The organism is Rathayibacter sp. RFBD1 (genome assembly GCF_002932915.1).
Classification (GTDB): domain Bacteria; phylum Actinomycetota; class Actinomycetes; order Actinomycetales; family Microbacteriaceae; genus Rathayibacter.
In genome coordinates, this window is sequence record NZ_PSWQ01000021.1 from 60,213 (window position 1) to 82,550 (window position 22,338).

Here is a 22,338-nt window from a genome sequence, read left to right on the forward strand (position 1 = left end):
GCGCCGCCGATCGCCTGCCCGGGCGATCTCGGGCCGTGGACCCGTGCGCCCGCGGCAGCCGGGAGAATGGACCGGTGAGCGAGACGCGCGTGCAGGCCTGGGCCCTCGACGGCATCCCGGAGGTGACTCCCGGTGACGACCTGCTCGAGCTGATCCTCGCGGCCGTCGCCGCCGCCGCCGAGGAGGACCGGCCCGCGGACGGCGACATCCTCGTGGTCACGAGCAAGATCGTCTCGAAGGCGGAGGGGCGCGTCGTCGCCGCGACCGACCGCGAGGACGCGATCACGGCCGAGACCGTCCGCGTCGTCGCCACCCGGGCGCACGGCTCCGGCGTCACCCGCATCGTCGAGAACCGCCTCGGGATCGTCCAGGCGGCGGCCGGAGTCGACGCCAGCAACGTCGCGGAGGGGACGGTCCTCCTCCTCCCCGTCGACCCGGACGCCTCGGCGCGGGCCCTCTGCGCGGGCCTCCGGGAGCGGCTCGGCGTGGAGGTGGGCGTGCTCGTCAGCGACACCCTGGGCCGCGCCTGGCGGGTCGGGCAGACCGACGCGGCCATCGGAGCCGCGGGCGTCCTCGTGATCGACGACCTCCGCGGCGGGGTCGACGCCCTGGGGCGCACGCTGGGAGTGACCATGCCGGCCGTCGCGGACGAGATCGCCGCGCTCGGCGACCTGGTGAAGGGCAAGGCGAGCGGCCGTCCCGTCGCCGTCGTCCGCGGGCTCGCCCGCCTGGTGACGGGGGTCGAGAGCCCGGGTGCCCGCAAGCTGACCCGCACGGGCCCCGACGACATGTTCCGCCTCGGCGCCGACGAGGCCTTCGCCGAGGGCTTCGCGGCCGGAGCAGCCTCGCGCGAGGAGCGCGCGTGACCGGCTGGAGCGCGGTCGTCGTGTTCAAGGGCCGCGGCGGCTCGAAGACGCGCCTCGACGTGCCGGGCCGCGCGGCGCTGGCCGAGGCGTTCCTCCTGGACACGCTCGCCGCCGTGGCCGCCGCGGAGCCGGTGGCGAGCCTTCTCCTGGTCACCTCCGACGCCGGTGCGGCCGACCGCGCACGGGCGGAGCACCCGCAGCTGGTGGTGGTGCCCGACCCGGGGACCCTCGACGCCGCCGTGTCCGCGGGAGCCGAGGCCGCCTTGCACCGCCGGCCGGGCGCCCCGGTGATCGTGCTGACCGGGGACCTGCCCGCCCTGCTGCCGTCGGACCTCTCCGAGGCGCTCGCGACGCGGTCGCTCCCGGCCGTCGTCCCGGACCGTGAGGGGAGCGGCACCACGGCGCTCCTGCTGGCGGCCGGGGCCCTCGTCGCTCCGGCATTCGGCCCGGGCTCGCTGGCCCGGCACCGCGACGCGGGCTGCGCCGTCGTCGTGCTGCCCGGCTCGTCGACGCTGAGGCTGGACGTCGACACGCTCGCCGATCTCGGAGACGCGGAGGAGGCCGGGGTCGGCCCGCACACCTCCCGCGCGCTGGCCGCAGCGGCCTGACACGCAGGGAGTCCGAGCCGCGGACGCGATCAGCCGGCGAGCAGCCCCGCCTCGAACGCCGCCGTCAGGCCCGCGTCGATCGCGAGCGGTGCGCCGTCGACCGAGCGGACGGGGATCGCCCGCCGGGTGCTCGACACCAGCCACGCCGCATCGGCACCGGTGAGCGCCGAGACCGGCAGCTCGCGGCGCGACGACGCGAGCCCGCGGCGCTCGCCCAGCGCGAGGACCCGCTCGACCGTCGTGCCGGCGAGCACGCTGTCCGAGAGCGGCGTCGCGAGCACCCCGTCGCCGAGGAGCACCAGGCTCGACGTCGCCCCCTCGAGGAGAAGCCCGTCGCTCGTGCGCCAGACCACGTCGTCCGCGCCCCGGGACGCCGCCTCGCGCAGCGCCGCCCGGGTGACGGCGCCCGAGGTGGTCTTGACGCCCGGGAGCAGCCACGGCGCGAGCGGACCGCTCGCGTACCCGCGGTCCAGCACGACGACGGCCGCGCCCTTCTCCCGAAGCGCGCTCGAGTCGGGAGTCGGAGCCGCGCGCACGGTGCACCGGGCGGAGTCGCTCGAGCCGTGGGCGGCGATGAAGCGGACCGTCAGGTCGTCGACCCGGTCGTGCTCCGCCACGGCGAGGTCGACCGCTCGGGACCAGAGGGGCGCCTCCGGGATCGTCAGCCCGACGGCCCGGGCCGATCCGGCCAGCCGCGCGAGGTGCTCGCCGAGCGCGCGGGGACGTCCGTCGAGGACCGCGACGGTCTCGAAGACCCCGTCGCCGCGGAGGTAGCCCGCCTCGTCGACGCGGACGAGCGGACCCTCCGGGTCGCGGAGGACGACGGCGCCGGAGGTGATCTCGACCAGGACGGGGGTGCTCATCCGCCCATCCTGCCCCCGGCGGAGCCTCAGCGGGGGAGGAGGCCGCTCGCCACGTCGGACGGCTCGACGATCTCGCGCCACGGCTCCGGCCGGAGTCCTGCCGAGCCGAGCACGTCGGCCCCGGCGAGGAGGTCCACGTCGAGACCGGTCAGCTCGCCGATCGCGGCGACCGGCAGCTGGAACGTCCTGAAGCCGCCGAGCGGCACCAGGCCCTCGCGCACCCGCTCCACGAGCTCGCTCTGGTCGAGCAGGTACGCGCTCGTCGCGAGCGTCGATCCGTCCGGGCTCCACGCCGCGATCTTCCAGAAGCGGCGGGGGATGCCCGTACCGCGGTAGACCGGGTCGTCGTCCGCGAGCACGGGCCCGGTGAAGACGCTCAGGCGCGTGCGCCAGGTCTGCGCGTACTCGAGCACCAGCGTCTCGAGCCCGAGCCACAGCTCCTGCGACTGGTTGAAGCCGCTCGCCTGGGGCGCGGCGTTCGTGTAGCAGAAGCTGTCGCGGTTGGCCGCGGCGGCCTCGTCCCGGTCGCCCCAGACGGGGTCGCGGCGGCGGACCAGGTGGCCGCGGTCGAGGTCGTTGCGGGCGTACACCTCCGGCCCGGTCTGCTCGGAGGCGGGGATGCGGTCGTCGAGGTGCCAGTCGTCGCCGCGGCCGAGCTCGACCAGGCGCGCGCCGTCGATGTTCACGGCCGTCGAGACGGCCAGGCGCCGCTCCGGATCCAGCAGCACCTCGAAGTGCGTGTACGGCAGGAGCCGCACCGGGCGCTCGACCCTCAGGCGCGGCGCACCCGCGGGGACGCCGAGGAAGTCCGCGTCGAAGCTCACTCCTCGACCTCCGCCGTCGGAGTCGCCGTGGCTGTCGCTGTCGGGGTCGCCGTGGGCGTCGCCGGGGGAGCCTCGGTCGCGGGGACTCCCGTGCCGGTCGGAGCCGGAGCCGGTGCCTGGGTGGCGGGAGCCGGGACCTGCGAGCCGTTGCTGATCAGCAGGGCGATGTCGGAGTAGCGCGCGACGGTCGTGCCCGCGGCCGGGTCGGTGCCCGCCACCACGCCGGCGGGGAGCGACGAGTCGATGGTCGCCCCCTCCTCGACGTCGAAGCCGAGGTCCTCCAGCGCCTCCGTGGCGTCGTCGACCGAGCGGCCGGAGACGGTCGGCACGGCGATCTGGCGGCCGTTCAGCAGGGCGCTGCTGGGCTCCTCGAAGTCGTCCCCGCCGTACTTCTGGTCGGCGCGGGTCATCACCGAGTTCCAGATGTAGTGGCGGATGTTGGAGGCGTACGGGCGGCTCTCGAGCTCCGAGTTCGGGAAGCGGACCTCGCGCATCGAGGTGTGGCCGTCGATGTTGCCCACCCAGACCACGGTCGCGACGCGCGAGCTCGCGCCGTCCATCCAGGTCGACTCCGCGTTGTCGGTGGTGCCCGTCTTGCCGATGTGCTCGATGCCGTCGTCCGGGTCGGACTGGGCGGCCGTGCCGCCGGTGACGACGCGCTGCAGGGCGTAGTTCGCGACCGCCGTCAGCTCGGGGCTGAGGGCCTGGTTGCAGGTGGAGGTCGGCGGCTGGACGGCGGCGCCGGTCGCGTCGGTGATCGAGTCGATGGCGATCGCGGAGCAGGCGGTGCCGTTGTTGGCGAAGCCGGCGAAGGCGGTGACCATCGAGAGGGGGGAGATGAGCGTGTCCGAGCCGAGGACGGCGGACGGCTTGTAGTCGACCTCGCCGCCGTCGGCCGCCTTCACGCCGAAGCCGACCGCGCGGTCGCGGATCGCGCAGAGGTCGAGCTGCTGCGCCATCGAGACGTAGACGGTGTTGATCGACTGCATCGTGCCGGTCAGCACGCTGTAGCTGCCGTTCTCGCTGTCGTCGTTGTTGACCTCGTAGGAGGTGTCGAGCTCGCCGCCCGGCGCGCAGCTGGCGGGGAAGCCCGAGAAGGTGCGCTCGCGGCCGTTGATCGTCTCGTTCAGGGTGCGTCCGCTCGCGAGCCACTGCGCGAGCGTGAACACCTTGTAGGTCGATCCGACCTGGAACCCGGCGGAGCCGCCGTAGGCCGTGTCGGTGTTGAAGTTGACGGCGGAGAAGTTCGCGCCGTTCACGGCGCCGGCCGCGTCGTAGTCCTTGTTCTGCACCATCGCCAGGATCCGGCCGGTGCCGACCTCCATCGAGACGGTCGCGCTGCCGATGTTGGTGTCGAGGGTGGGGACCTTGGGGACGGCGTTGTTCGTCGCGTTCGCCGCGGTGTCCTGCAGGTCGCGGTCGAGCGTCGTGTAGATCTTGTAGCCGCCGCGCTGGAAGTTCGCGAGGCGGGTGTCCGCGTCGTCGCCGAACGCCGGGTCGTTCTGGACGACACGGGTGATGTAGTCGCAGAAGAAGGCCGCGTTGCCGGCGGTCTGGCAGCCGGTGGGCGTCTGAGTGATCGCGGGGACGACCTCCTCGGCGACGGCGGCGTCGTGGTCGGCCTGCGAGATCTTCCCCTCCTGCAGCATCTGGTCGAGGACGTAGTCGCGGCGGATCTTGTTGTCCGGGATGTTCTCGGGCTGGTCGATCCTGAGGCCGTTGGGGTTGTTGACCGTGGCGATCAGGCTCGCGGCCTGCGCGAGGCTCAGGTCGGCCGCGCTGGTCGAGAAGTAGTACTCGGCCGCCGCCTGGATGCCGTAGACCTGGCCGCCGAAGCCGGCGATGTTGAGGTAGCCGAGGAGGATGTCGTCCTTGCTGTACTTCTTCTCGAGGTCGACGGCGAGCTTCATCTCCTTGAGCTTGCGGCTCGGAGTGGTCGCGGTCGCCTCCTCGTAGGCGGCCTCGGAGGCCGCCTCGTCGGTCGCGCTCAGCGACTCCGCCTTCTGCACGAGGACGTTCTTGACGTACTGCTGAGTGATGGAGGATCCGCCCTGGAGGTCCCCGCCGACGATGTTGCTGAGCACCGCGCGGATCGTGCCCTGCAGGTCGACGCCGCCGTGGTCGTAGAAGCGCGGGTCCTCGGTCGAGACCGCCGCGTCCTTCACGGACTGGCTGACCTGGTCGAAGGCCACCTCCTCGCGGTTCTGCGCGTAGAAGGAGGCGAGCAGCTCGTCCGAGCCGTCGGTGCGCTTGGCGTAGATCTCGGTCTTCTGGGCCAGCTGGCCGAGCTCGAGGTACTCCGGCACCGTCTCGAACAGCCCGATCGGGTTGTTCTCGGCGAGACCGGTGACGGCGAGGGCGGGAGTGACCCCGACCGTGATCAGCAGGCCCCCGGCGAGGCTGGCTCCGACGATCCCGAGGACCCGGGCGAGCACGCCGCCGCGGGCGGTTCCTTGCGCAGACATGGCTACGAGAGTAGGCGACGAGTCTGGATCCGTCGTGCGGCCGCGCTCGGGGGCCCGGATGCCCGCCCTCCCGGCCCCGGGAGCGGCGGCCGCCGGTACGGTGAGCGGGTGACCAGAGCCCGAGCATGACCGCCTCCGCCGAGCCCGCCGAGACGCGCCGCCGCGCGGTGCTCGTGGTGGCCGTCCTCGCCTCCTTCGTCGCCTTCCTCGACGGCACCGTCGTCAACGTCGCCCTGCCCGCCATCACCCGCGAGCTCGGCGGCGGGCTCGCGGTGCAGCAGTGGGTGGTCGACGGGTACCTGATCACGCTCGGCGCGCTGATCCTCGTGGCCGGCTCGCTCGCCGACCGCATCGGCAGGGCCCGCAGCATGACCATCGGCCTGATCGGCTTCGGTGTCACCTCGCTGCTGTGCGCGCTGGCCCCCACCGCCGAGGTCCTCATCGTGGCGCGGATGCTCCAGGGCGCCGCCGGCGCGATCCTCGTGCCCAGCTCGCTCGCCCTCATCATCGCGACCGTCCACGGCGCCGCGCAGGCCCGGACCATCGGCGCGTGGACGGCCTGGACCGGCACGGCGACGATCGCCGGCCCCGTGCTCGGCGGCCTGCTGGTGGACGCGGGCTCGTGGCGGTACGTCTTCGCGCTCAACCTGCTGCCGATCGCGGTGACGCTGGTCCTGCTGCGCAGGCTCGGCGCGGTCGACTCGGGGACCCGGGTGCCGATCGACGGCGTCGGCGCGGTGCTCGGGGTCATCGGCCTGGGAGGGCCGGTGTTCGCGCTGATCGAGCAGGAGAGGCTCGGGATCCAGCATCCGCTCGTGCTGACCGCCCTGATCGGGGGAGTCGCCGCCCTCGTCGCGTTCGTCGTGTGGGAGCGGCGCGCGGCGCATCCGATGCTGCCGCTGTCGCTCTTCGCGTCGCGGAACTTCACCGTCGGCAACGTCTCGACGGCGTTCGTCTACGGCGCGCTCTCCTTCGGCTTCTTCGCGCTGGGCCTGTTCCTCCAGCAGACCCTGGGCTTCTCGGCGACCCTGGCCGGGCTCGCGACGCTCCCGCCGACGATCCTGCTGCTCCTGCTCTCGCAGGTCTCCGGGTCGCTGTCGGCGCGTTTCGGCCCGCGGCTCTTCATGGGCGTCGGACCGCTGATCGCCGCGGCCGGGTTCCTCTTGCTCTCCTTCGTCGACGAGGGCGCCGACTACGCCACGCAGCTGCTGCCGGGGATCCTCCTCTTCGGCTTCGGCCTCGCGGTGACGGTCGCTCCGCTGACCTCGACGATCCTCGGCGCGGTGGAGGACGGGCACAGCGGAGTCGGCTCCGCCGTGAACAACGCCGTCTCGCGCATCGCCGGGCTGGTCGCCATCGCCGCGACCTCGCTCGTGGTCGGCGACTCGCTCGACGTCGAGGGCTTCTCCCGTGCCGCCGTCGCGACCTCCGCCCTCCTGGTCGCCGGCGGCGTCGTCTCCCTCCTCGGCATCCGCAACCCGGCTCCCGCCGACCGCTGACGACTGCTCGGGGAGCGTCTCCGACCCCCGTCCGGGGTGCGGCGCTCCGTGTTCACGCGGTGTCCGCCGATCCTTCGACGGAACGTGGATGAAATAGTTGTCGCTACATGGAATACTGATCGACGTCGATGCGCTTGCATACATCGGACGGGGACGCTCTCCCCGCGACGACCGTCACACTCGAGGAGAAACCATGACCGACACCGTCACCATCCCCGGCTACAAGGCCGGCACCTGGGTCATCGACCCCACCCACAGCGAGGTCGCGTTCAGCGTCCGCCACCTGATGATCAGCAAGGTCAAGGGCAAGTTCGAGCGCTTCACCGCCACGTTCACCACCGGCGAGAACCCGCTCGACTCCAAGGTCGAGGCCACCGCCGAGGTCGCCTCCGTCAACACCAACGAGCCCAACCGCGACGGCCACCTCCGCACCGGCGACTTCTTCGAGGCCGAGAAGTACCCGGAGATCCACTTCGTCTCGACCGCCGTCCGCCCGAACGGCGACGACTTCCTCGTCGACGGCGAGCTCACCATCAAGGGCACCACCAAGCCCGTCACCTTCGAGGTGGAGTTCGGCGGCTTCGGCACCGACCCCTACGGCAACTACAAGGCCGGCCTCACCGCCAAGGCGACCATCGACCGCACCGACTTCGGTCTGACCTACAACGCGGCCCTCGAGACCGGTGGCGTGCTCATCGGCGAGAAGGTCACCATCACCCTCGACCTGCAGGCCGCCCACCAGGCGTAGTCCGAGCCGATCGACCGGAGCCGTCCCTCCCCCCGGGGAGCGGACGGCTCCGTCGTTCCCGGAGCCGGTGCGGGATCAGAGGATGCCGAGCTCCGTCAGCTGCTCGGAGATGCCGGCGCCGTCGGGCGCGAAGACCCAGGTCGTGCCGCTGGTCAGGGAGCGGTCCTCGGCCTTGGAGCGGCCTCCCGCGAGCACCGCCTCGCCTGTGGAGAGCTGGCGGATCGCGATCGCCGCGACCTTGTCGGGGTGCTCGTCCGCGAAGTCGGAGTAGATCTCCTCGTCGTGCTGCCCGTCGTCGCCGACCAGCAGCCAGCGCACGTCCGGGAACTCGGCCGCGAGTCGGCGGAGGTTCATCTCCTTGTGCTGCTTGCCGCTGCGGAACCAGCGGTCGTGCGTCGGGCCCCAGTCGGTCAGGAGGAGCGCTCCGGCCGGGTACAGGTGACGCGAGAGGAAGCGGGTGAGCGCCGGGGCGACGTTCCACGCGCCGGTGGAGAGGTAGATGACCGGGGAGCCCTCGTACTGCCGGGCGAAGCGGTCGAGGAAGACCGCCATGCCGGGCGTGGGCATCCGGGCGTGCTCGTCGAGCACGAAGGTGTTCCAGGCGGCGACGAAGGGGCGGGGGAGCGCGGTGACCATCACCGTGTCGTCCACGTCCGACACGACGCCGAGCCGCGACTCCGGACGCACGATGAAGACGGGCGCCTCGACGGGCTTCGAGCCCGCGGTCGAGAAGGTGATGGTGTGCCAGCCGGGTTCGAGCGTGATCGGGAGGTCCGCGTCGACGACTCCGCCGCGGTCGGCCGTCACCCGGTGGGTCTGCCCGTCGGCCTCGACGGTCACGACGGCCCCGCTCACGAAGACGCTGGTGAAGCTCCGCCAGCCGCGCACGCCCTCGACGGGGCGGACCTCCTCGACCCCGGGAGGGGTCGGCCGCGTGTAGAGGACGCGGGCCAGGACGCGCAGCTGCGTCGTCGAGCCGTAGCCGGTGTAGGGGATGACCCTCGGGACGTAGCCCTTGCGCTTCACGCGCCTCATCCGGAAGGAGTGGAGTCGGTCCTCGAGGCGGGCGGCGCGGTGCATGACCTCCGCCTTGCCTGCGCTCAGGGGCTTGCTCTCGGGCGTCAGCGGCATCCGCCCAGTCTGTCAGACCGGATGCCGGACCGCGGATCGCGCTCTCACGCGATCGTCAGGCTCCGGTGGGCTCGATCAGCTCGGGGCCGTTCGCCGAGACGGAGCCCACGGCCGCGCCGACGCCGTGCACCTCGAGCTCCTCGGCCAGCTCGGCCGCGCCCTCGGCGGCCGCGCGCAGCAGCTCGGCGTCCCCGGGGGACGCCGGGTCCAGCCAGTCCTCGATCAGCTCCGGCTGCAGCAGCACGGGCATCCGCTCGTGCACCTCGGCGAGCGGCCCGGCGGAGGGGCGGGTGAGGACCGTCGCCGAGAGCAGCCACGGAGAGCCCGGCTGGGCCGAGCGCCACCACTCGTAGAGACCGGCGAACAGGAGGAGCGAGCCCTCGCCCGGCGAGACGTAGACGGGTGCCTTCGCCCCGTCCGCGCCGACCCGCCACTCGTACCAGCCCGAGGCGGGCACGATCGCGCGCCGGGAGGCGTAGGACTCGCGGAACGACGGCTTCTCGGCGACGGACTCGATCCGCGCGTTGAACAGCGGCGGCCCCGCGGACGGGTCGGCGGCGGAGCGGGGCACCAGGCCCCAGCGGGCTCCGGCGAGCCGGCGCCGCGGGGGGCTGCCCTCCTCGACCCCCTTCATCGACTCCGCGACGACGGCGATCCGCTGGGTCGGCGCGATGTTCCAGGACGGCTCCGGCAGGTCGGCGCCCGGCTCGTCGATGTCGAAGAGCGCCACCAGGTCGGCGGTGGTCTGCGAGAGGACGAAGCGTCCGCACATGGTTTCTCCCGGGTGGATCGGACCCGCGGAGCCGTCGCCCTTCCGGGGGCGCGAAACACGAGGGACTTTCGATGAGACGACCCCGACCGGCGGTCGCCGTGCGTACGATTGTAGGAACCACGACCGAAGGAGCCCGCCGTGCCTCTTGGAAACCTCGTCGATCGACCGTTCGGTGAATCGTCCCAGGTCCGCAACGAGCCGGTGCAGGTGCGCAGCGCCGCCCGTCTCGCCTCGCTGCTCGACGCGGCGGCCGCCGTCGTCGACGAGGTCGGCTTCGACCGCCTGACCACGGCGATGGTCGCCGAGCGCGCGGGAGCCGCGATCGGCACGGTCTACCGCTACTTCCCGGACCGCATCGCCGTCCTCCAGGCGCTGCGCGAGCGAGCCCTCGAGCGCTTCCGCCGCCGCGTCATCACCGAGATCCGCGACACCCACCCGGGCAACTGGTGGGGCGCGGTCGACTGCGCGATCGACGCCTTCTGCGAGATGCACCGCAACGAGCCGGGCTTCCGCTCCATCCGCTTCGTCGACACGATCCACGCCCCCGAGGTCGCGGGCGAGGCGTTCGAGGCCGGCTTCTTCGCCCGCCGCTTCGCCGAGATCCTCGCGTCCGAGTACGGCCTCCCGGGCGGCGCGCAGCTGTCCTTCCGCCTCGAGGTGACCATCGAGGTCGCGGACGCGCTGCTCACGCGCGCGTTCCTCATCGACCCCAACGGCGACCAGCGCTTCATCGACGAGAGCCGCTCGCTGCTGCGCCACTACATGACCTCGCACTACGGAGCCGTCGAGGAGTCCTGACCCGCCCGGGCTGTCAAGGCCCTAGTCGCTCCCGGAACATCCCGCAACACTTCGCGGTCCGGGTTGGCAGGCGGCTGCTAATGGTGTTTTCCTTGCCGCCTGGCCCCGTTCGGGGCCGCGGGCCGTGCAACGGCCGGACGCGCGGAGCGAGAGCGGGCACAGTCGTGGACCAGGGACAGATCGGCGCGCACACCGCCGGACGGCGGGCGGCCTCGTGATCGAGTTCCGCAACGTCAGCAAGCAGTACCCGGACGGCACGCGGGCGGTCGACGACTTCTCGCTCGTGCTGCCCTCCCGGCAGACGACCGTCTTCGTCGGCTCCTCGGGCTGCGGGAAGACCACGATCCTCCGCATGATCAACCGGATGATCGAGCCGACCTCCGGCACCATCGAGATCGACGGCGAGGACATCTCGTCCCTGCCCGCCGTCGCGCTCCGCCGCCGCATCGGCTACGTGATGCAGAACTCCGGCCTCCTGCCGCACCGCAAGGTCATCGACAACATCGCGACCGTGCCGCGGCTGAACGGGGTCGCCAAGAAGCAGGCGCACGCCCGCGCGCTCGAGCTGATGGACACGGTCGGACTGGACCGTGCGCTCGCCGCCCGGTACCCCAGCCAGCTCTCCGGCGGCCAGCAGCAGCGCGTCGGCGTGGCGCGGGGCCTGGCGGTCGACCCGAACATCCTGCTGATGGACGAGCCGTTCGGCGCGGTCGACCCTCTCGTGCGCGCCGACCTGCAGCGCGAGACCCTGCGGCTCCAGGACGAGCTCGACAAGACCGTGGTCTTCGTCACCCACGACATCGACGAGGCGTTCCTCCTCGGCGACCAGGTCGTCATCCTCGAGAAGGGCGGCCGGATCGCGCAGAAGGGCTCGCCCGCCGAGATCCTGGCGAACCCCGCGAGCGAGTTCGTCGCCGGCTTCGTCGGTGCCGACCGCGGCAAGCGCTCGCTCCGGATCGAGGAGCGCGACGGCGCCCGCATCGTGGTCGACGGCGACGGGCGCCCGACCGGAGTGCTGCGCGCGCAGGACGGCCCCGCCGCGTGAACTGGGTCGTCAACAACACGGACGCGATCGTCGCGAACCTGCTGGCGCACCTGGCCCTGTCGGTCCCGCCGATCCTGCTCAGCTTCCTCGTCTCGCTGCCGTTCGGCTGGTTCGCGAACCGCTACCGCTGGAGCCGCGGCACCCTGCTGACAGGGCTCGGCGTGCTCTACGCCATCCCCTCGCTGGCCATGTTCATCCTGCTGCCGGTCCTGCTGGGCATCCCGCTCCGCTCGACCGCCAACGTGATCACGGGCCTCACCCTCTACGGCGTCGCGCTGATGGTTCGCACCACCTCGGACGCACTGGGCGCGGTGTCGGACGACGTCCGCCAGTCGGCGACCGCGATGGGCTACTCCGGCTGGGCGCGCTTCTGGCGGGTCGAGTTCCCGCTGGCCGGTCCGGTCCTGCTCTCGGGCCTGCGCGTGGTCACGGTCAGCACGGTCAGCCTGGTGACGGTCGGCGCGGTGCTCGGGATCCAGAGCCTCGGCCTGCTCTTCACCGACGGCTTCCAGCGCGGCATCACCGGTGAGATCGTCACGGGCATCGTCCTCACGATCGTCCTCGCGCTGGTGCTCGACGGACTGCTGGTGCTGATCGGCCGTCTCCTCATGCCCTGGACGGCTCTGGACCGCACGCGCCGCTCGCGCAGACCGGTCGCGGTCGAGAGGGCGGTGACGTCGTGAACCTCATCGCCGAGGCCTTCGCCTGGATCGCCGACCCCGCGCACTGGACCGGGGTCTACGCGATCCCGACCCGTGTCGCCCAGCACGTCGGCATCAGCCTGCTGGTGCTCGTGATCGCGGCCGCGATCGCGATCCCGATCGGCTACCTGATCGGGCACACCGGGCGCGGCAAGGGCATCGCCGTGCCGGTCGCAGGCGGCCTGCGCGCCCTGCCGACGCTGGGCGTGCTCGTCCTCGCGGCGATGAGCCTGGGGCTCGGCCTCGGCGCTCCGGTGATCGCCCTCGTCGTGCTCGCGATCCCGTCGGTGCTCGCCGGCGCGTACTCCGGGCTCGAGGCGGTCGACCGCCGCACGGTCGACGCGGCGCGCTCGATGGGCATGACCGAGTGGCAGATCCTGACGAAGGTCGAGATCCCGCTGGGGCTGCCGTTGCTGATCGGCGGGCTCCGCTCGGCGGCGCTGCAGATCATCGCGACCGCCACGCTCGCGGACTACATCGGCGCCGGCGGCCTCGGGCAGTACATCTTCCGCGGAGTGAAGTCGGGGGACTACCCGCAGATGCTCGCCGGCTCGATCCTGGTGATCGTGCTGACGCTCCTCAGCGAGATCCTCTTCGCCCTCCTCCAGCGGCTCGCCGTGCCGCGCGGAGTCGTGCTCGGCCTGGCCGGCACCGCCGGCCGCACAGGTTCCCGCGCCTCGTCGCCCCGACGACGCGCGGTGATGGGAATCCCCATCGAAGAAGGGAAATAGCAATGTTCACAGCACATTTCACGAAGGGCCGTGTCGCGCTCAGCGCACTCGCGGTCGGTGCCGTCGTGGCACTGGCAGGGTGTTCCTCGAGCGATCCGCTCGATGAGGGATCGGGTGCGACTGCGGGCAGCGAGACCATCGTGGTCGGCTCGCAGGACTACTACTCGAACGAGATCCTCGCCGAGATCTACGCGCAGGCGCTGGAGAACGACGGCTTCACCGTCGACCGCCAGCTGCGCATCGGCCAGCGCGAGATCTACCTGCCCGAGATCGAGAGCGGATCCATCGACGTCTTCCCGGAGTACGACGGCAGCCTCCTGCAGGCGCTCGAGCCCGACGCGACGGCCACCACCGCCGACGACGTGTACTCCGCGCTCGGCGACGCGCTGCCCGACGGCCTCCGCGCCCTCGACGCCGCCGAGGCCAGCGACCAGAACTCGTACACCGTCACCCAGGCCTTCGCCGACAAGTGGGACCTGACCGACATCGCGTCGCTCAAGAACGTCACCGACCCGATCGTGGTCGGCGGCAACTCCGAGCTGCAGACGCGGCCCTACGGGCCCGACACCCTGCAGTCGAAGTACGGCATCACGACCACCTTCCAGGCGATCGAGGACAGCGGCGGATCGACCACCGTCGACGCGCTCACCAGCGACCAGATCCAGCTGGCGAACGTCTACACGGCCGACCCGAACATCCAGAAGAACGACCTCGTCGCTCTCGAGGACCCGGACGGACTGTTCGTGGCCGACAACGTCGTGCCGATCGTCTCGAGCAAGATCACGGACGACGCGGCCGAGGTGCTGAACGCGGTCAGCGCGAAGCTCACGGCGGACGACCTCGTCGCCCTCAACTCCGAGAGCGTCAACGAGCAGAAGTCCGCGTCCGCGATCGCGGGCGAGTGGCTGAAGTCGGCGGGTCTCGTCGACTGATCCTCCCCGGATCCACGCCCGGAGGCGCGTCACTCGTCGAGGTGACGCGCCTCCGCTCTGTTCAGGAGCTTCTTCCCGAGGAGCACGAGCAGGGCGAAGACGACGATGACGCCCACGAAGACGTAGCCGGCGCCGTGCAGGCTCTCCGAGAGCTCCCGGTAGCTGCCCGCCGCGGCCGTGCCGACGCCGACGTAGGCGGACGACCAGAGCACGCACGCCGGGATCGTCCAGGCCATGAAGGTCCGGTAGCGCATCCCGCTCATCCCCACCGTCAGAGGGATCAGCGAGTGCAGCACCGGCAGGAAGCGCGAGAGGAACACGGCGAACCCGCCGCGCCGCGCGAGGTAGCGCTCGGCCTTCAGCCAGTTCTTCTCGCCGAGCCGGCGTCCCAGACGCGACGCGCGGATCCGCGGCCCGAACCAGCGGCCGAGGTAGAAGCCGACGGACTCGCCGCAGAGGGCGCCGATGACGACCGTGACGGCCAGCGCCGCGAACTGCAGCGGGCTGGTCACGCCGGTCGCGCTGACGATCACGATCGTGTCGCCCGGGACCACGAGGCCCGCCAGGATCGTGGTCTCGAAGAAGATCGCGAGTCCGGCGAGGAGCGTCCGCCAGACCGGGGGGACGCTGACGACGAAGTCCAGGATTCCGGTGAGGGTGTCGTTCACCGGGCGCCCCCGCCCGCCGCGGACTCGATCAAGGGCTGGGGCCGACGGCGGCTCCGGATGCTCGGCATGGCTCGATCGTAGGGGCGCACGGCTGGGCGGCGGCAGGGCTGCGCCCGGGAGGCCGGTGGACGCCGAGCGGTCAGGGGACGGCGACGAGCGCGGAGGCCGCCGGGCCGGTGCCGTTCGCCGTGACCGCCTGCACCGAGAGGGTGTAGCTGCGGCCCGGGACCAGCTTCGTGAAGGTCTGCGAGCGCTTGGTCGCGGCGACCACGGCGCTCCAGGCTCCGGCTCCGCTCGTGTCGGACCCGTCGCGCGACACCCGGTAGCCGGTGACCGCCGAGCCACCGGTCCCCGCGGGGGGCGACCACGCGAGCGTCGCCGTGCCGTCCGAGCCCGCCGTGGCGGTGACCGCGGTCGGCGCGCCGGGGGGCCCGGCGGCGACGAGGGTCGCCGTCAGCGTGGTGCTGCTCCCGGGAGTGACGACGCTGTGCGAGGCGGCGCCGCCGTCCGACCAGGACGAGAACCGGTAGGCCGTGCCCGACGCGTCGGTCTGGTCCGGGACCTCCAGCTGGAGGGCCGAGCCCGCCCACGAGACGACGGTCGTGCCTCCGGCGACCTCGGTGCCGTTGACGACGACCGTCCGGCCGGCGGGAGCGGTGGCCAGGGTGACGGAGACCTTCTGCGGGGAGAACGTCCGCGTCGCCGTCGTCGACACTCCGCTCGAGTCCGTCGCCGTGACGCTGATCAGGAGGTCGCTGTCCGCGGCGGCGGCGAGGTCCTCCGGGCCGGGGGCGACGAAGGAGAGGTCGTTCCCCGTCAGCGGCCCGAGGAAGGGATGCGTGTGCTGAGCGTGGCGGCGCTGGACGGTCCAGGTGAGCGCCGAGGCGGGCAGGACGCCGTCCTCGGCGTCGGTCGCCGTGGCCCGGAGGCCGTAGCTCCGGCCCGTCACGAACACCCCTCCGTCGGCGGGTGCGGTGATGCTCACCGTCGGGGCACTGTCGCCCGAGGTGATCCTCGTCGTCGCGGGTGCGGAGACGGCTCCCTTCGGATCGCGGACGCGGAGGGACGCGGTCCAGCTGCCGGCGGCGTAGCTGTGGGTGAAGGTCGGGCCGGTCGTGATGCGGTCGGGGGTGCCGTCGCCGAACGACCACAGGTAGGTCAGGGCACCGCCCTCCGGGTCGCTGCTGCCCGAGCCGTTCAGCCGCGCGGCGAGAGGAGCCGCGCCGGAGGAGGGGGCGGCGGTGAGTGTCGCGGTCGGGGCGCGGTTCGCCGCGGCGGTGTAGGCGAGGCGCCGGACCTCGCCGCCGTTCGCGTAGCTGGTGTAGAAGAGGTCCTGGGTCCCGCGCGAGGGACCGAAGGCCATGGCGACGGCGCTGCTGCCGCCGAGGCCGGTCACGAGGTCGCCGGCCGCGCCGGTGCGGCCGAGGGTCCGGATCTTCCCGCACACGTAGTCGCCGAAGAGGTACGCGCCGTCGTAGGCGGCCGGCCAGACGCCGCGGGGGACGTAGGCGCCGCCCGTGATCGAGGCGCAGCCGCTGCTGTGCGCGTAGTCGTGGACCGGGTCGGTGAGCCCGGCGGGCGCCGCGGCTCCGCAGTTCGAGGCCGAGCCGGTCTTCGCGCAGTGGCCCTCACGGGTGTTCCAGCCGTAGTCGGCGCCGGCGACGCCCTGGTCGATCTCCTCCCAGGCGTCCTGGCCCACGTCGTTGATGCGGAAGACGGTGCCGGTCGCGTTCGGGTCGAAGGCCATCCGGAACGGATTGCGCAGGCCGCTCGCGAACGTCTCGCGGCAGCGCACGCCCGCGGCGGCCGGGGCGAGCCGGCAGGAGGCGGTCCCGGTGCCCAGGTAGGGGTTGCCGGCCGGGACGCCCCCGGTGAGGGTGATCCGGAGGATCTTGCCGTTCAGGATGTTCGGGTCGCGGGCGGCGTCGTTCCGGCCGCCGCAGCCGCTGCCGCCCGGCGAGCCGACTCCGCCGCGGTAGTCGCAGCCGCCGTCGCCGACGCTGACGTAGAGCAGGCCGTCCTTCCCGATGGCGAGGTCGCCGCCGTTGTGGTTGCTCGCGGGGGAGTAGATGCCGTCGAGGAGGACGCGCTCGGAGGCCGGGTCGATGCGGTCGTCGGTGCCGAGCTGGAACGAGGAGACGCGGTTGCGCGGGGCTCCCGCGGGGTTCACCGTGCCGCCGGCGTTGGTCGGGCAGGAGGAGTCGGAGCCCTTCGCGGTGTAGTAGACGACGACGGTGCGCGAGCCCGGTGCCGGGTCGACCGCGAGGCCGAGCACACCGCGCTCGCCGTTGGCGCAGACCTTCGAGCGCAGGTCGAGGGCCGGAGTGGCGACCAGGCCGCCGGCGCGGATCACCCGGATCGCTCCGGTCTGCGAGGAGACGAGGGTGCGCCCGTCGGTCGTGAAGGCGAGGGCGGTCGGCGCGGGGACGGCCGCCACCCGGGAGTCGGTGAAGCCGACGGGCACGACGGGAGCGGCGGACGCCGGACCCGCGGGCCCGGCGACGAGCGCGGCGGCCGTGATCGCCAGGACGGTGAGCAGGGCGAGACCGCGGGGGCGGATCCTCGAGCGGGGCATCGGTGACTCCGAGACGGTCGGCGCTGCTGAGCGAGCGGCGGTCTGCGGCGGTGCAGAGGGCGCTGTCGGCGATGACGCGGGGCCAGGATAGGCGCGCGCGGCGGAGGGGCCGTGTCCCCCTTCAGGGTCAACACTGGGGGCTCCGGGCGCGGTGTCCCCGGGCCGCTCACGTCGAGCGGGGCTGCAGTGCGTCGGCCCGCCGGTTCACTCCAGAGCGGGCAGGACCACCGCGCGGACCGCCTCCGAGAACCGGGCGTAGCCGGCCTCGTCGAAGTGCAGGCCGTCGTCGACGAAGAGGGAGGGGTCGACAGAGCCGTCGGAGGTGACGAGCGCGTCGGCGGTGGGGACGAAGGTGACGCGGTCGTCCGTCTCGGCGTAGGCGCTGACCGCGGTGTTGGCGGCGCGGACCTCGGCGCCGACGGAGGCGCGGGCGGGCGTCTCCGCGATCTCGACGTAGAACAGCTCGGCGTCGGGGGCGGCCTCCTCCACGCGCTGGAGGTACTCGACGACGGCACCGGCGGTCTGGGCGCCGGTGCGCGAGCCCTCCTCGCCGCTGATGTCGTTCGCCCCCACGTACACGATCACGGCGCGGGGATCGAAGGGGGCGACCATGCGGTCCAGCCACGCGAGGTGATCGGCGACGGTCGTGCCGCCGATCCCGATGTTGTAGGTCTCGAGCGGGCGCAGGTCCTCCTTGGAGGTCGTCCAGCGGCCGATCGTGGAGCTGCCCGTGAGGACGATGCTGTGCTGCGGGAACCCGGCGGCGAAGCGCTTCTCGAGACCGGCGACGCGCTCGGCCATGTCGACGGAGGAGGTCGGGCCGGGGTCGGGGGAGCTCGCGGCCGGAGCGCCCGCGCCTCCGCTCCGCGAGGCGAGCGAGAGGGCGATGCCCGCGCCGGCGAGGACCAGCGCGAGCACCAGCAGCGCGACCAGGAGGCGGAGGCGGATGCGGCGGGGGCCGGGGGCGGAGCCGGGGGGCGTCGCTCGAGTCATGGCTCGATCTTCGGGCATCGGCGGGGGCGCGTCGTCCACGATGCGGCCGGCCGAGGACCCGCGCACCCGGTGGCCGTCTCTCCGTCACCGGATCGCCGTGATCGGATACGCGCAGAACATCACAGAGGATGCACAGCCGTGCGACACTTGCACATCGCCATCGCCATCGTCGCCGCCGGCCGACTTCCGATGGACGATCACGACGAGGACTCATGGCACGCGCACGCATCACCTGGGTGGACACGGCGAAGGGCATCGCGATCATCCTGGTCGCCCTGGCCCACTCCGTGCAGTGGACCACGACGGCCGGGATCGCCCCCGACTCGTGGAACGAGATCAACCTCCTCCTCATCACCTTCCGGATGCCGCTGTTCTTCCTCGCCTCGGGGCTGTTCGCCGGCTCCGTGCTCACCCGGTCGTGGCCGGAGCTCTGGCGTTCGCGGCTGAGCCTGCTGGTCTGGGCCTTCCTGCTCTGGTCCGTGGTGCGGTTCCTCTTCTTCCTGGTGGTGCCCAACCCGGGCGGCACCGACGAGTCCGACCCGCTCGCGCTGCTCCTCCAGCCGGTGATGCCGCACAACGGGCTCTGGTTCCTCTACGCGCTCACGATCTTCTTCGTGGCCGCCAAGCTCGCGCAGGGCCGGATCGACTGGCGGGTGCAGATCGGCATCGCGACCGCGATCGCCGTGGTCTGGTACGCCGTCCGCTCCAGCACCTCCGAGGGCACCGGGAACATCGCCTGGGACGGCATGGCCCGCTACCTGATGTTCTTCCTGCTCGGCCTCTACCTGCGGAACGCGGTGATCGCGTTCGTGGAGCGCCGCGGGATCCTCAGCGGAGTCGGCTTCGGCGTGCTGTTCCTCGTGCTCGCCGGCGTGATCCTCGCCGTCCGCGCCCGCTTCCCGCTGCTGACGATCGGGCTGGTCCTGGTGAGCGTGCTGGCGGTCCTCGCCGGGCTCGTGGTCGCCCGCTTCCTCTCGAACCGGCGCGGCGCGGGCTGGATCACCTTCATCGGCCGCAACACGCTCCCGGTGTACGTGGTGCACGTCCTCTTCGTCTCGCTCGCCACGAGCGCCCTGCTGCTCTTCGACGGAGAGCGCTGGCTCGACGTCATCGGGCCGGTCGTGCCGCTCCTGGTCTGCGGGATCGGCGTCGCGGCGGCACTGGGCTACTGGCGCCTCACCCGCGACCTGCCCGTGCTGAAGTACGGCTTCCAGGCGCCCGCCTGGTTCTCCGGCTCCCGCTCTCGCGTCGACGCCGGCTGACCGCGGGGCGCCCGCCGGCGGCGCCTCGGCATCGGCTCCGGGAGTCTCTCCACCGGGCGAGTCCGTCGATGCGTCGCGCAGTGAACGGATTCCCACGGCCGATCTCGCGGATGTGCGCCTGGGAATTCACTGAAGGTTCGTGAGAGGAAGTCTCAGCGTTCCGCCTCCTGCCTGATCGCTCGGCGTCGAGAGGCCGGCGGCGGCGGGTCCGACGGAGGCGAGCCCCGCTCGGCAGTCGCCGCGCGGGGGACTCCCTCGACGTCGAGAGGGACTGTCTCGACGTCGAGCGACCGGTCGGCGGGAGCGCTCGGAGGGGCGTCCGGGGCCACCCCGGAAAGGGTGCCGCCAGGAGCTCGCGGATGGCCGCACATCCGCCCCAGTACTGGGATCGGAGCCGACGGACCCCTTCCGCCGACCTACTCTCGGAGCTGTGAACGAACTCCTGGATCCGCTCCTGCTGTCGAGATGGCAGTTCGGTCTGACGACGATCTACCACTTCCTGTTCGTGCCGCTCACGATCGGCATGGCCCTCACCGTCGCGATCTTCCAGACCTGCTGGGTGCGCACCGGGAAGGTGCACTACCTGCAGCTGACGAAGTTCTTCGGGAAGCTCTTCCTGATCAACTTCGCGATGGGCGTCGTGACCGGGATCGTCCAGGAGTTCCAGTTCGGGATGAACTGGAGCGACTACTCCCGCTTCGTCGGCGACGTCTTCGGGGCCCCGCTGGCGTTCGAGGGCCTGCTCGCCTTCTTCCTCGAGGCGACCTTCATCGGCCTCTGGATCTTCGGCTGGGACAAGCTGCCCGAGAAGCTGCACCTGGCCACCATCTGGCTGACCACGCTGGGCACCACGCTCTCGGCCTACTTCATCATCGCCGCGAACGCGTTCATGCAGAACCCGGTCGGCTTCCGCATCAACGAGACCAAGGGCCGCGCGGAGCTCACCGACATCTGGGCGCTCCTCACCAACAAGGTCGCGCTCGCCGCGTTCCCGCACACGATCTTCGCCTGCTTCATGGTCTCGGCCGCCGTCATCATCAGCGTCGCGGCCTACCACCTCTCGCGGAACCAGCACCTCGAGACCATGCGCCCCGCGCTGAGGTTCGGCGCCTGGATGATGCTCGTCAGCGGCGGCCTGACCCTGTTCACCGGCGACTCGCTCGGCCTCGCGATGGTCGACACGCAGCCGATGAAGATGGCGGCCGCGGAGGCGCTCTACAGGACCTCCACGGGCGTCGACGCCTCCTTCTCCGTCTTCACCTGGGGCACGCCGGACGGCTCGAGCGAGCTGTTCTCGATCCGCATCCCCTACCTGCTCTCCTTCCTCTCGACGCACACCTTCACCGGCACGGTCGAGGGCATCAACGACCTCCAGGCGCAGTACACCCAGGTCTACGGACCCGGCGACTACACGCCGATCATCTGGGTCACCTACTGGTCGTTCCGCTGGATGATGGCCCTCGGCGTCCTGGCCATCGGCGTGGCCGCGGCCGGCCTCTGGTTCACCCGGAAGGGCCGCGAGCCGAAGCAGTGGATGTGGAAGGTCGCGATCTGGGCCGCCCCGCTGCCGCTGATGGCGATGATCGTGGGCTGGGTCTTCACCGAGATGGGCCGCCAGCCGTGGCTCGTTTTCGGGCTGCTGAAGACAGCCGACGGAGTCTCGCCCGGAGTGAGCGGCGTCGAGGTCCTGATCTCGCTGCTCGCCTTCACCGCGATCTACGGCACGCTCGCCGTGGTCGAGTTCCGCCTGATCAAGCGGGCCGCGCAGGCCGGCCCCGACGACGCTCCCGAGGTCGACGAGGAGAGCGGTCGCCCGCAGCTCGTCGGCACCGTCTACTAGGAGGCACCCCTCATGGATCTCGCCGTTCTCTGGTTCTGGATCGTCGCCTTCTTCTTCATCGGCTACTTCGTCCTCGACGGGTTCGACTTCGGCGTCGGCATGTCGCTCCCGTTCCTCGGGCGCGACGACACCGACCGCCGCGTGCTGATCAACACGATCGGCCCGGTGTGGGACCTGAACGAGACGTGGGTGATCGTCGCCGGCGCCGCCCTGTTCGCCGCGTTCCCGGAGTGGTACGCCACGCTCTTCAGCGGGTTCTACCTGCCGCTTCTGCTCATCCTGCTCGCGCTGATCGCCCGCGGCGTCTCGTTCGAGTACCGTCACCAGCGTCCGGAGGCGCAGTGGAAGCGGCGCTTCGACACGATGATCGTCGTCGGCTCCGCGGTGCCCGCCTTCCTCTGGGGCGTGGCCTTCGCGAACATCGTGCAGGGCGTCCCGATGGACGCCGACCACAACTTCACCGGCACCGTCCTGGACCTGCTGAACCCCTACGCCCTGCTGGGCGGAGCGACGACCCTCCTGCTCTTCTTCACGCACGGAGTCGTCTTCGTCGCCCTGAAGACGGAGGGGGAGATCCGCGAGCGTGCGCGCCGCTTGGCGACCCGCGCGGGGCTGCTCACCGTGGTCGTCGCCGCGGTCTTCCTGGCCTGGACCAACCTCGGCCAGGGGAGCACCGCCTCCTGGGCGCTCTCGGCGGGCGCGGCCGCGACCCTCGTCGGCGGCTGGCTCGCCATCACGCGGGGCCGGGAGGGACGCGCCTTCGCGCTGCTGGCCGGCACCATCGCGCTCGCCGTGCTCGCCCTCTTCGCGACGCTGTTCCCCGCGGTTATGCCGGCCTCGAACGTCCCCGCCTACGGGCTGACGATCGAGAACGCCTCCAGCACGCCCTATACGCTGACGGTCATGAGTTGGACCGCCCTGGTGTTCGTGCCGCTCATCGTCGGCTACCAGGCCTGGACCTACTGGATCTTCCGCAAGCGCATCAGCCGCGCGCACATCCCGGTCGACGCCCACTGA

The 22,338-nt window shown here is 72.0% G+C and carries 20 protein-coding genes; 12 read left to right on the forward strand and 8 right to left on the reverse strand.

All coding sequences use genetic code 11. The annotated features are described in order from the left end of the window. Nucleotides 1-74 precede the first annotated feature (74 nt). Together C5D50_RS10715 and cofC are read left to right on the forward strand one after the other, a co-directional pair. Nucleotides 75-866 (forward strand): coenzyme F420-0:L-glutamate ligase, encoded by a 792-nt coding sequence (locus tag C5D50_RS10715; RefSeq protein ID WP_258069593.1) that lies wholly within the window; start codon nt 75-77, stop codon nt 864-866. Next, a complete protein-coding gene (gene cofC, locus C5D50_RS10720; RefSeq protein ID WP_104283476.1) occupies nt 863-1,474 on the forward strand; it encodes a 2-phospho-L-lactate guanylyltransferase in 612 nt (203 codons plus the stop codon). Before C5D50_RS10715 ends, cofC begins: the two co-directional genes overlap by 4 nt. Before the next feature lie 29 nt (nt 1,475-1,503). Here the strand turns inward: cofC and C5D50_RS10725 are convergent, their stop codons facing one another. The 3 genes from C5D50_RS10725 to C5D50_RS10735 are packed head-to-tail and all read right to left on the reverse strand — an operon-like array spanning nt 1,504 to nt 5,626. After that, nucleotides 1,504-2,337, reverse strand: a complete 834-nt coding sequence (locus tag C5D50_RS10725) for an aminotransferase class IV (RefSeq protein ID WP_104262532.1) — start codon at nt 2,335-2,337, stop codon at nt 1,504-1,506. Nucleotides 2,338-2,363: 26 nt separating this feature from the next. Then, the gene (locus C5D50_RS10730; protein ID WP_244230625.1) at nt 2,364-3,161 is read right to left on the reverse strand and encodes a DNA/RNA non-specific endonuclease; all 798 of its coding nucleotides are present in this window, start codon (nt 3,159-3,161) and stop codon (nt 2,364-2,366) included. After that, the gene (locus C5D50_RS10735) at nt 3,158-5,626 is read right to left on the reverse strand and encodes a transglycosylase domain-containing protein (protein WP_104223103.1); all 2,469 of its coding nucleotides are present in this window, start codon (nt 5,624-5,626) and stop codon (nt 3,158-3,160) included. The genes C5D50_RS10730 and C5D50_RS10735 overlap by 4 nt, the downstream gene beginning before the upstream one ends. A 125-nt stretch (nt 5,627-5,751) precedes the next feature. Between C5D50_RS10735 and C5D50_RS10740 the strand changes: the two genes are divergently transcribed. Both C5D50_RS10740 and C5D50_RS10745 read left to right on the forward strand, forming a co-directional pair. Next, nucleotides 5,752-7,125 (forward strand): DHA2 family efflux MFS transporter permease subunit, encoded by a 1,374-nt coding sequence (locus C5D50_RS10740; protein ID WP_104283477.1) that lies wholly within the window; start codon nt 5,752-5,754, stop codon nt 7,123-7,125. A gap of 193 nt (nt 7,126-7,318) precedes the next feature. Continuing rightward, on the forward strand, nt 7,319-7,873 hold the full coding sequence (locus tag C5D50_RS10745) for a YceI family protein (protein WP_104223105.1): 555 nt from the start codon (nt 7,319-7,321) through the stop codon (nt 7,871-7,873). Nucleotides 7,874-7,948: 75 nt separating this feature from the next. On the opposite strand, the gene C5D50_RS10750 is transcribed toward C5D50_RS10745, so the two are convergent. Together C5D50_RS10750 and C5D50_RS10755 are read right to left on the reverse strand one after the other, a co-directional pair. After that, nucleotides 7,949-9,004: an App1 family protein gene (locus C5D50_RS10750; RefSeq protein WP_244230626.1), complete on the reverse strand. Its 1,056-nt coding sequence runs from the start codon at nt 9,002-9,004 to the stop codon at nt 7,949-7,951. Between the two features lie 55 nt (nt 9,005-9,059). Further along, the gene (locus C5D50_RS10755) at nt 9,060-9,776 is read right to left on the reverse strand and encodes an SOS response-associated peptidase (RefSeq protein ID WP_104283478.1); all 717 of its coding nucleotides are present in this window, start codon (nt 9,774-9,776) and stop codon (nt 9,060-9,062) included. 138 nt (nt 9,777-9,914) lie between these two features. Between C5D50_RS10755 and C5D50_RS10760 the strand changes: the two genes are divergently transcribed. The 5 genes from C5D50_RS10760 (at nt 9,915) to C5D50_RS10780 (ending at nt 13,983) form a co-directional block, all read left to right on the forward strand. Then, nucleotides 9,915-10,574: a TetR/AcrR family transcriptional regulator gene (locus C5D50_RS10760; protein ID WP_104223107.1), complete on the forward strand. Its 660-nt coding sequence runs from the start codon at nt 9,915-9,917 to the stop codon at nt 10,572-10,574. Between the two features lie 214 nt (nt 10,575-10,788). After that, nucleotides 10,789-11,619: an ABC transporter ATP-binding protein gene (locus tag C5D50_RS10765; RefSeq protein ID WP_104225631.1), complete on the forward strand. Its 831-nt coding sequence runs from the start codon at nt 10,789-10,791 to the stop codon at nt 11,617-11,619. Next, nucleotides 11,616-12,302, forward strand: coding sequence for an ABC transporter permease (locus tag C5D50_RS10770; protein WP_104223109.1), 687 nt, complete (start codon nt 11,616-11,618; stop codon nt 12,300-12,302). The genes C5D50_RS10765 and C5D50_RS10770 overlap by 4 nt, the downstream gene beginning before the upstream one ends. Next, the gene (locus C5D50_RS10775; protein ID WP_104223110.1) at nt 12,299-13,051 is read left to right on the forward strand and encodes an ABC transporter permease; all 753 of its coding nucleotides are present in this window, start codon (nt 12,299-12,301) and stop codon (nt 13,049-13,051) included. Before C5D50_RS10770 ends, C5D50_RS10775 begins: the two co-directional genes overlap by 4 nt. Before the next feature lie 2 nt (nt 13,052-13,053). Next, a complete protein-coding gene (locus C5D50_RS10780) occupies nt 13,054-13,983 on the forward strand; it encodes an ABC transporter substrate-binding protein (RefSeq protein ID WP_104223111.1) in 930 nt (309 codons plus the stop codon). Nucleotides 13,984-14,012: 29 nt separating this feature from the next. Here the strand turns inward: C5D50_RS10780 and C5D50_RS10785 are convergent, their stop codons facing one another. The 3 genes from C5D50_RS10785 to C5D50_RS10795 all read right to left on the reverse strand — a co-directional run bounded on the left by C5D50_RS10785 (nt 14,013) and on the right by C5D50_RS10795 (nt 18,219). Further along, nucleotides 14,013-14,651, reverse strand: a complete 639-nt coding sequence (locus tag C5D50_RS10785; protein WP_104283479.1) for a DedA family protein — start codon at nt 14,649-14,651, stop codon at nt 14,013-14,015. A gap of 139 nt (nt 14,652-14,790) precedes the next feature. Next, the gene (locus C5D50_RS10790; protein WP_104283480.1) at nt 14,791-17,226 is read right to left on the reverse strand and encodes a PQQ-dependent sugar dehydrogenase; all 2,436 of its coding nucleotides are present in this window, start codon (nt 17,224-17,226) and stop codon (nt 14,791-14,793) included. Nucleotides 17,227-17,430: 204 nt separating this feature from the next. After that, complete coding sequence (locus C5D50_RS10795) at nt 17,431-18,219, reverse strand: GDSL-type esterase/lipase family protein (RefSeq protein ID WP_181137336.1); 789 nt, start codon at nt 18,217-18,219, stop codon at nt 17,431-17,433. A 212-nt stretch (nt 18,220-18,431) separates the two neighbouring features. On the opposite strand from C5D50_RS10795, the gene C5D50_RS10800 reads away from it, so the two are divergent. The 3 genes from C5D50_RS10800 (at nt 18,432) to cydB (ending at nt 22,338) form a co-directional block, all read left to right on the forward strand. Continuing rightward, nucleotides 18,432-19,481, forward strand: coding sequence for an acyltransferase family protein (locus tag C5D50_RS10800; RefSeq protein ID WP_104348320.1), 1,050 nt, complete (start codon nt 18,432-18,434; stop codon nt 19,479-19,481). 430 nt (nt 19,482-19,911) lie between these two features. Beyond that, nucleotides 19,912-21,321, forward strand: a complete 1,410-nt coding sequence (locus C5D50_RS10805; RefSeq protein ID WP_104267010.1) for a cytochrome ubiquinol oxidase subunit I — start codon at nt 19,912-19,914, stop codon at nt 21,319-21,321. Between the two features lie 12 nt (nt 21,322-21,333). Further along, nucleotides 21,334-22,338, forward strand: coding sequence for a cytochrome d ubiquinol oxidase subunit II (cydB, locus tag C5D50_RS10810; protein ID WP_104263596.1), 1,005 nt, complete (start codon nt 21,334-21,336; stop codon nt 22,336-22,338).

Coding starts and splice junctions, on each gene's coding strand:
- C5D50_RS10725 (WP_104262532.1), bottom strand. CDS start 2,337: ATGAGCACCCCCGTCCTGGTCGAGATCACCTCCGGCGCCGTCGTCCTC.
- C5D50_RS10735 (WP_104223103.1), bottom strand. CDS start 5,626: ATGTCTGCGCAAGGAACCGCCCGCGGCGGCGTGCTCGCCCGGGTCCTC.
- C5D50_RS10740 (WP_104283477.1), top strand. CDS start 5,752: ATGACCGCCTCCGCCGAGCCCGCCGAGACGCGCCGCCGCGCGGTGCTC.
- C5D50_RS10745 (WP_104223105.1), top strand. CDS start 7,319: ATGACCGACACCGTCACCATCCCCGGCTACAAGGCCGGCACCTGGGTC.
- C5D50_RS10750 (WP_244230626.1), bottom strand. CDS start 9,004: ATGCCGCTGACGCCCGAGAGCAAGCCCCTGAGCGCAGGCAAGGCGGAG.
- C5D50_RS10755 (WP_104283478.1), bottom strand. CDS start 9,776: ATGTGCGGACGCTTCGTCCTCTCGCAGACCACCGCCGACCTGGTGGCG.
- C5D50_RS10780 (WP_104223111.1), top strand. CDS start 13,054: ATGTTCACAGCACATTTCACGAAGGGCCGTGTCGCGCTCAGCGCACTC.
- C5D50_RS10790 (WP_104283480.1), bottom strand. CDS start 17,226: ATGCCCCGCTCGAGGATCCGCCCCCGCGGTCTCGCCCTGCTCACCGTC.
- C5D50_RS10795 (WP_181137336.1), bottom strand. CDS start 18,219: ATGACTCGAGCGACGCCCCCCGGCTCCGCCCCCGGCCCCCGCCGCATC.
- C5D50_RS10800 (WP_104348320.1), top strand. CDS start 18,432: ATGGCACGCGCACGCATCACCTGGGTGGACACGGCGAAGGGCATCGCG.
- cydB (WP_104263596.1), top strand. CDS start 21,334: ATGGATCTCGCCGTTCTCTGGTTCTGGATCGTCGCCTTCTTCTTCATC.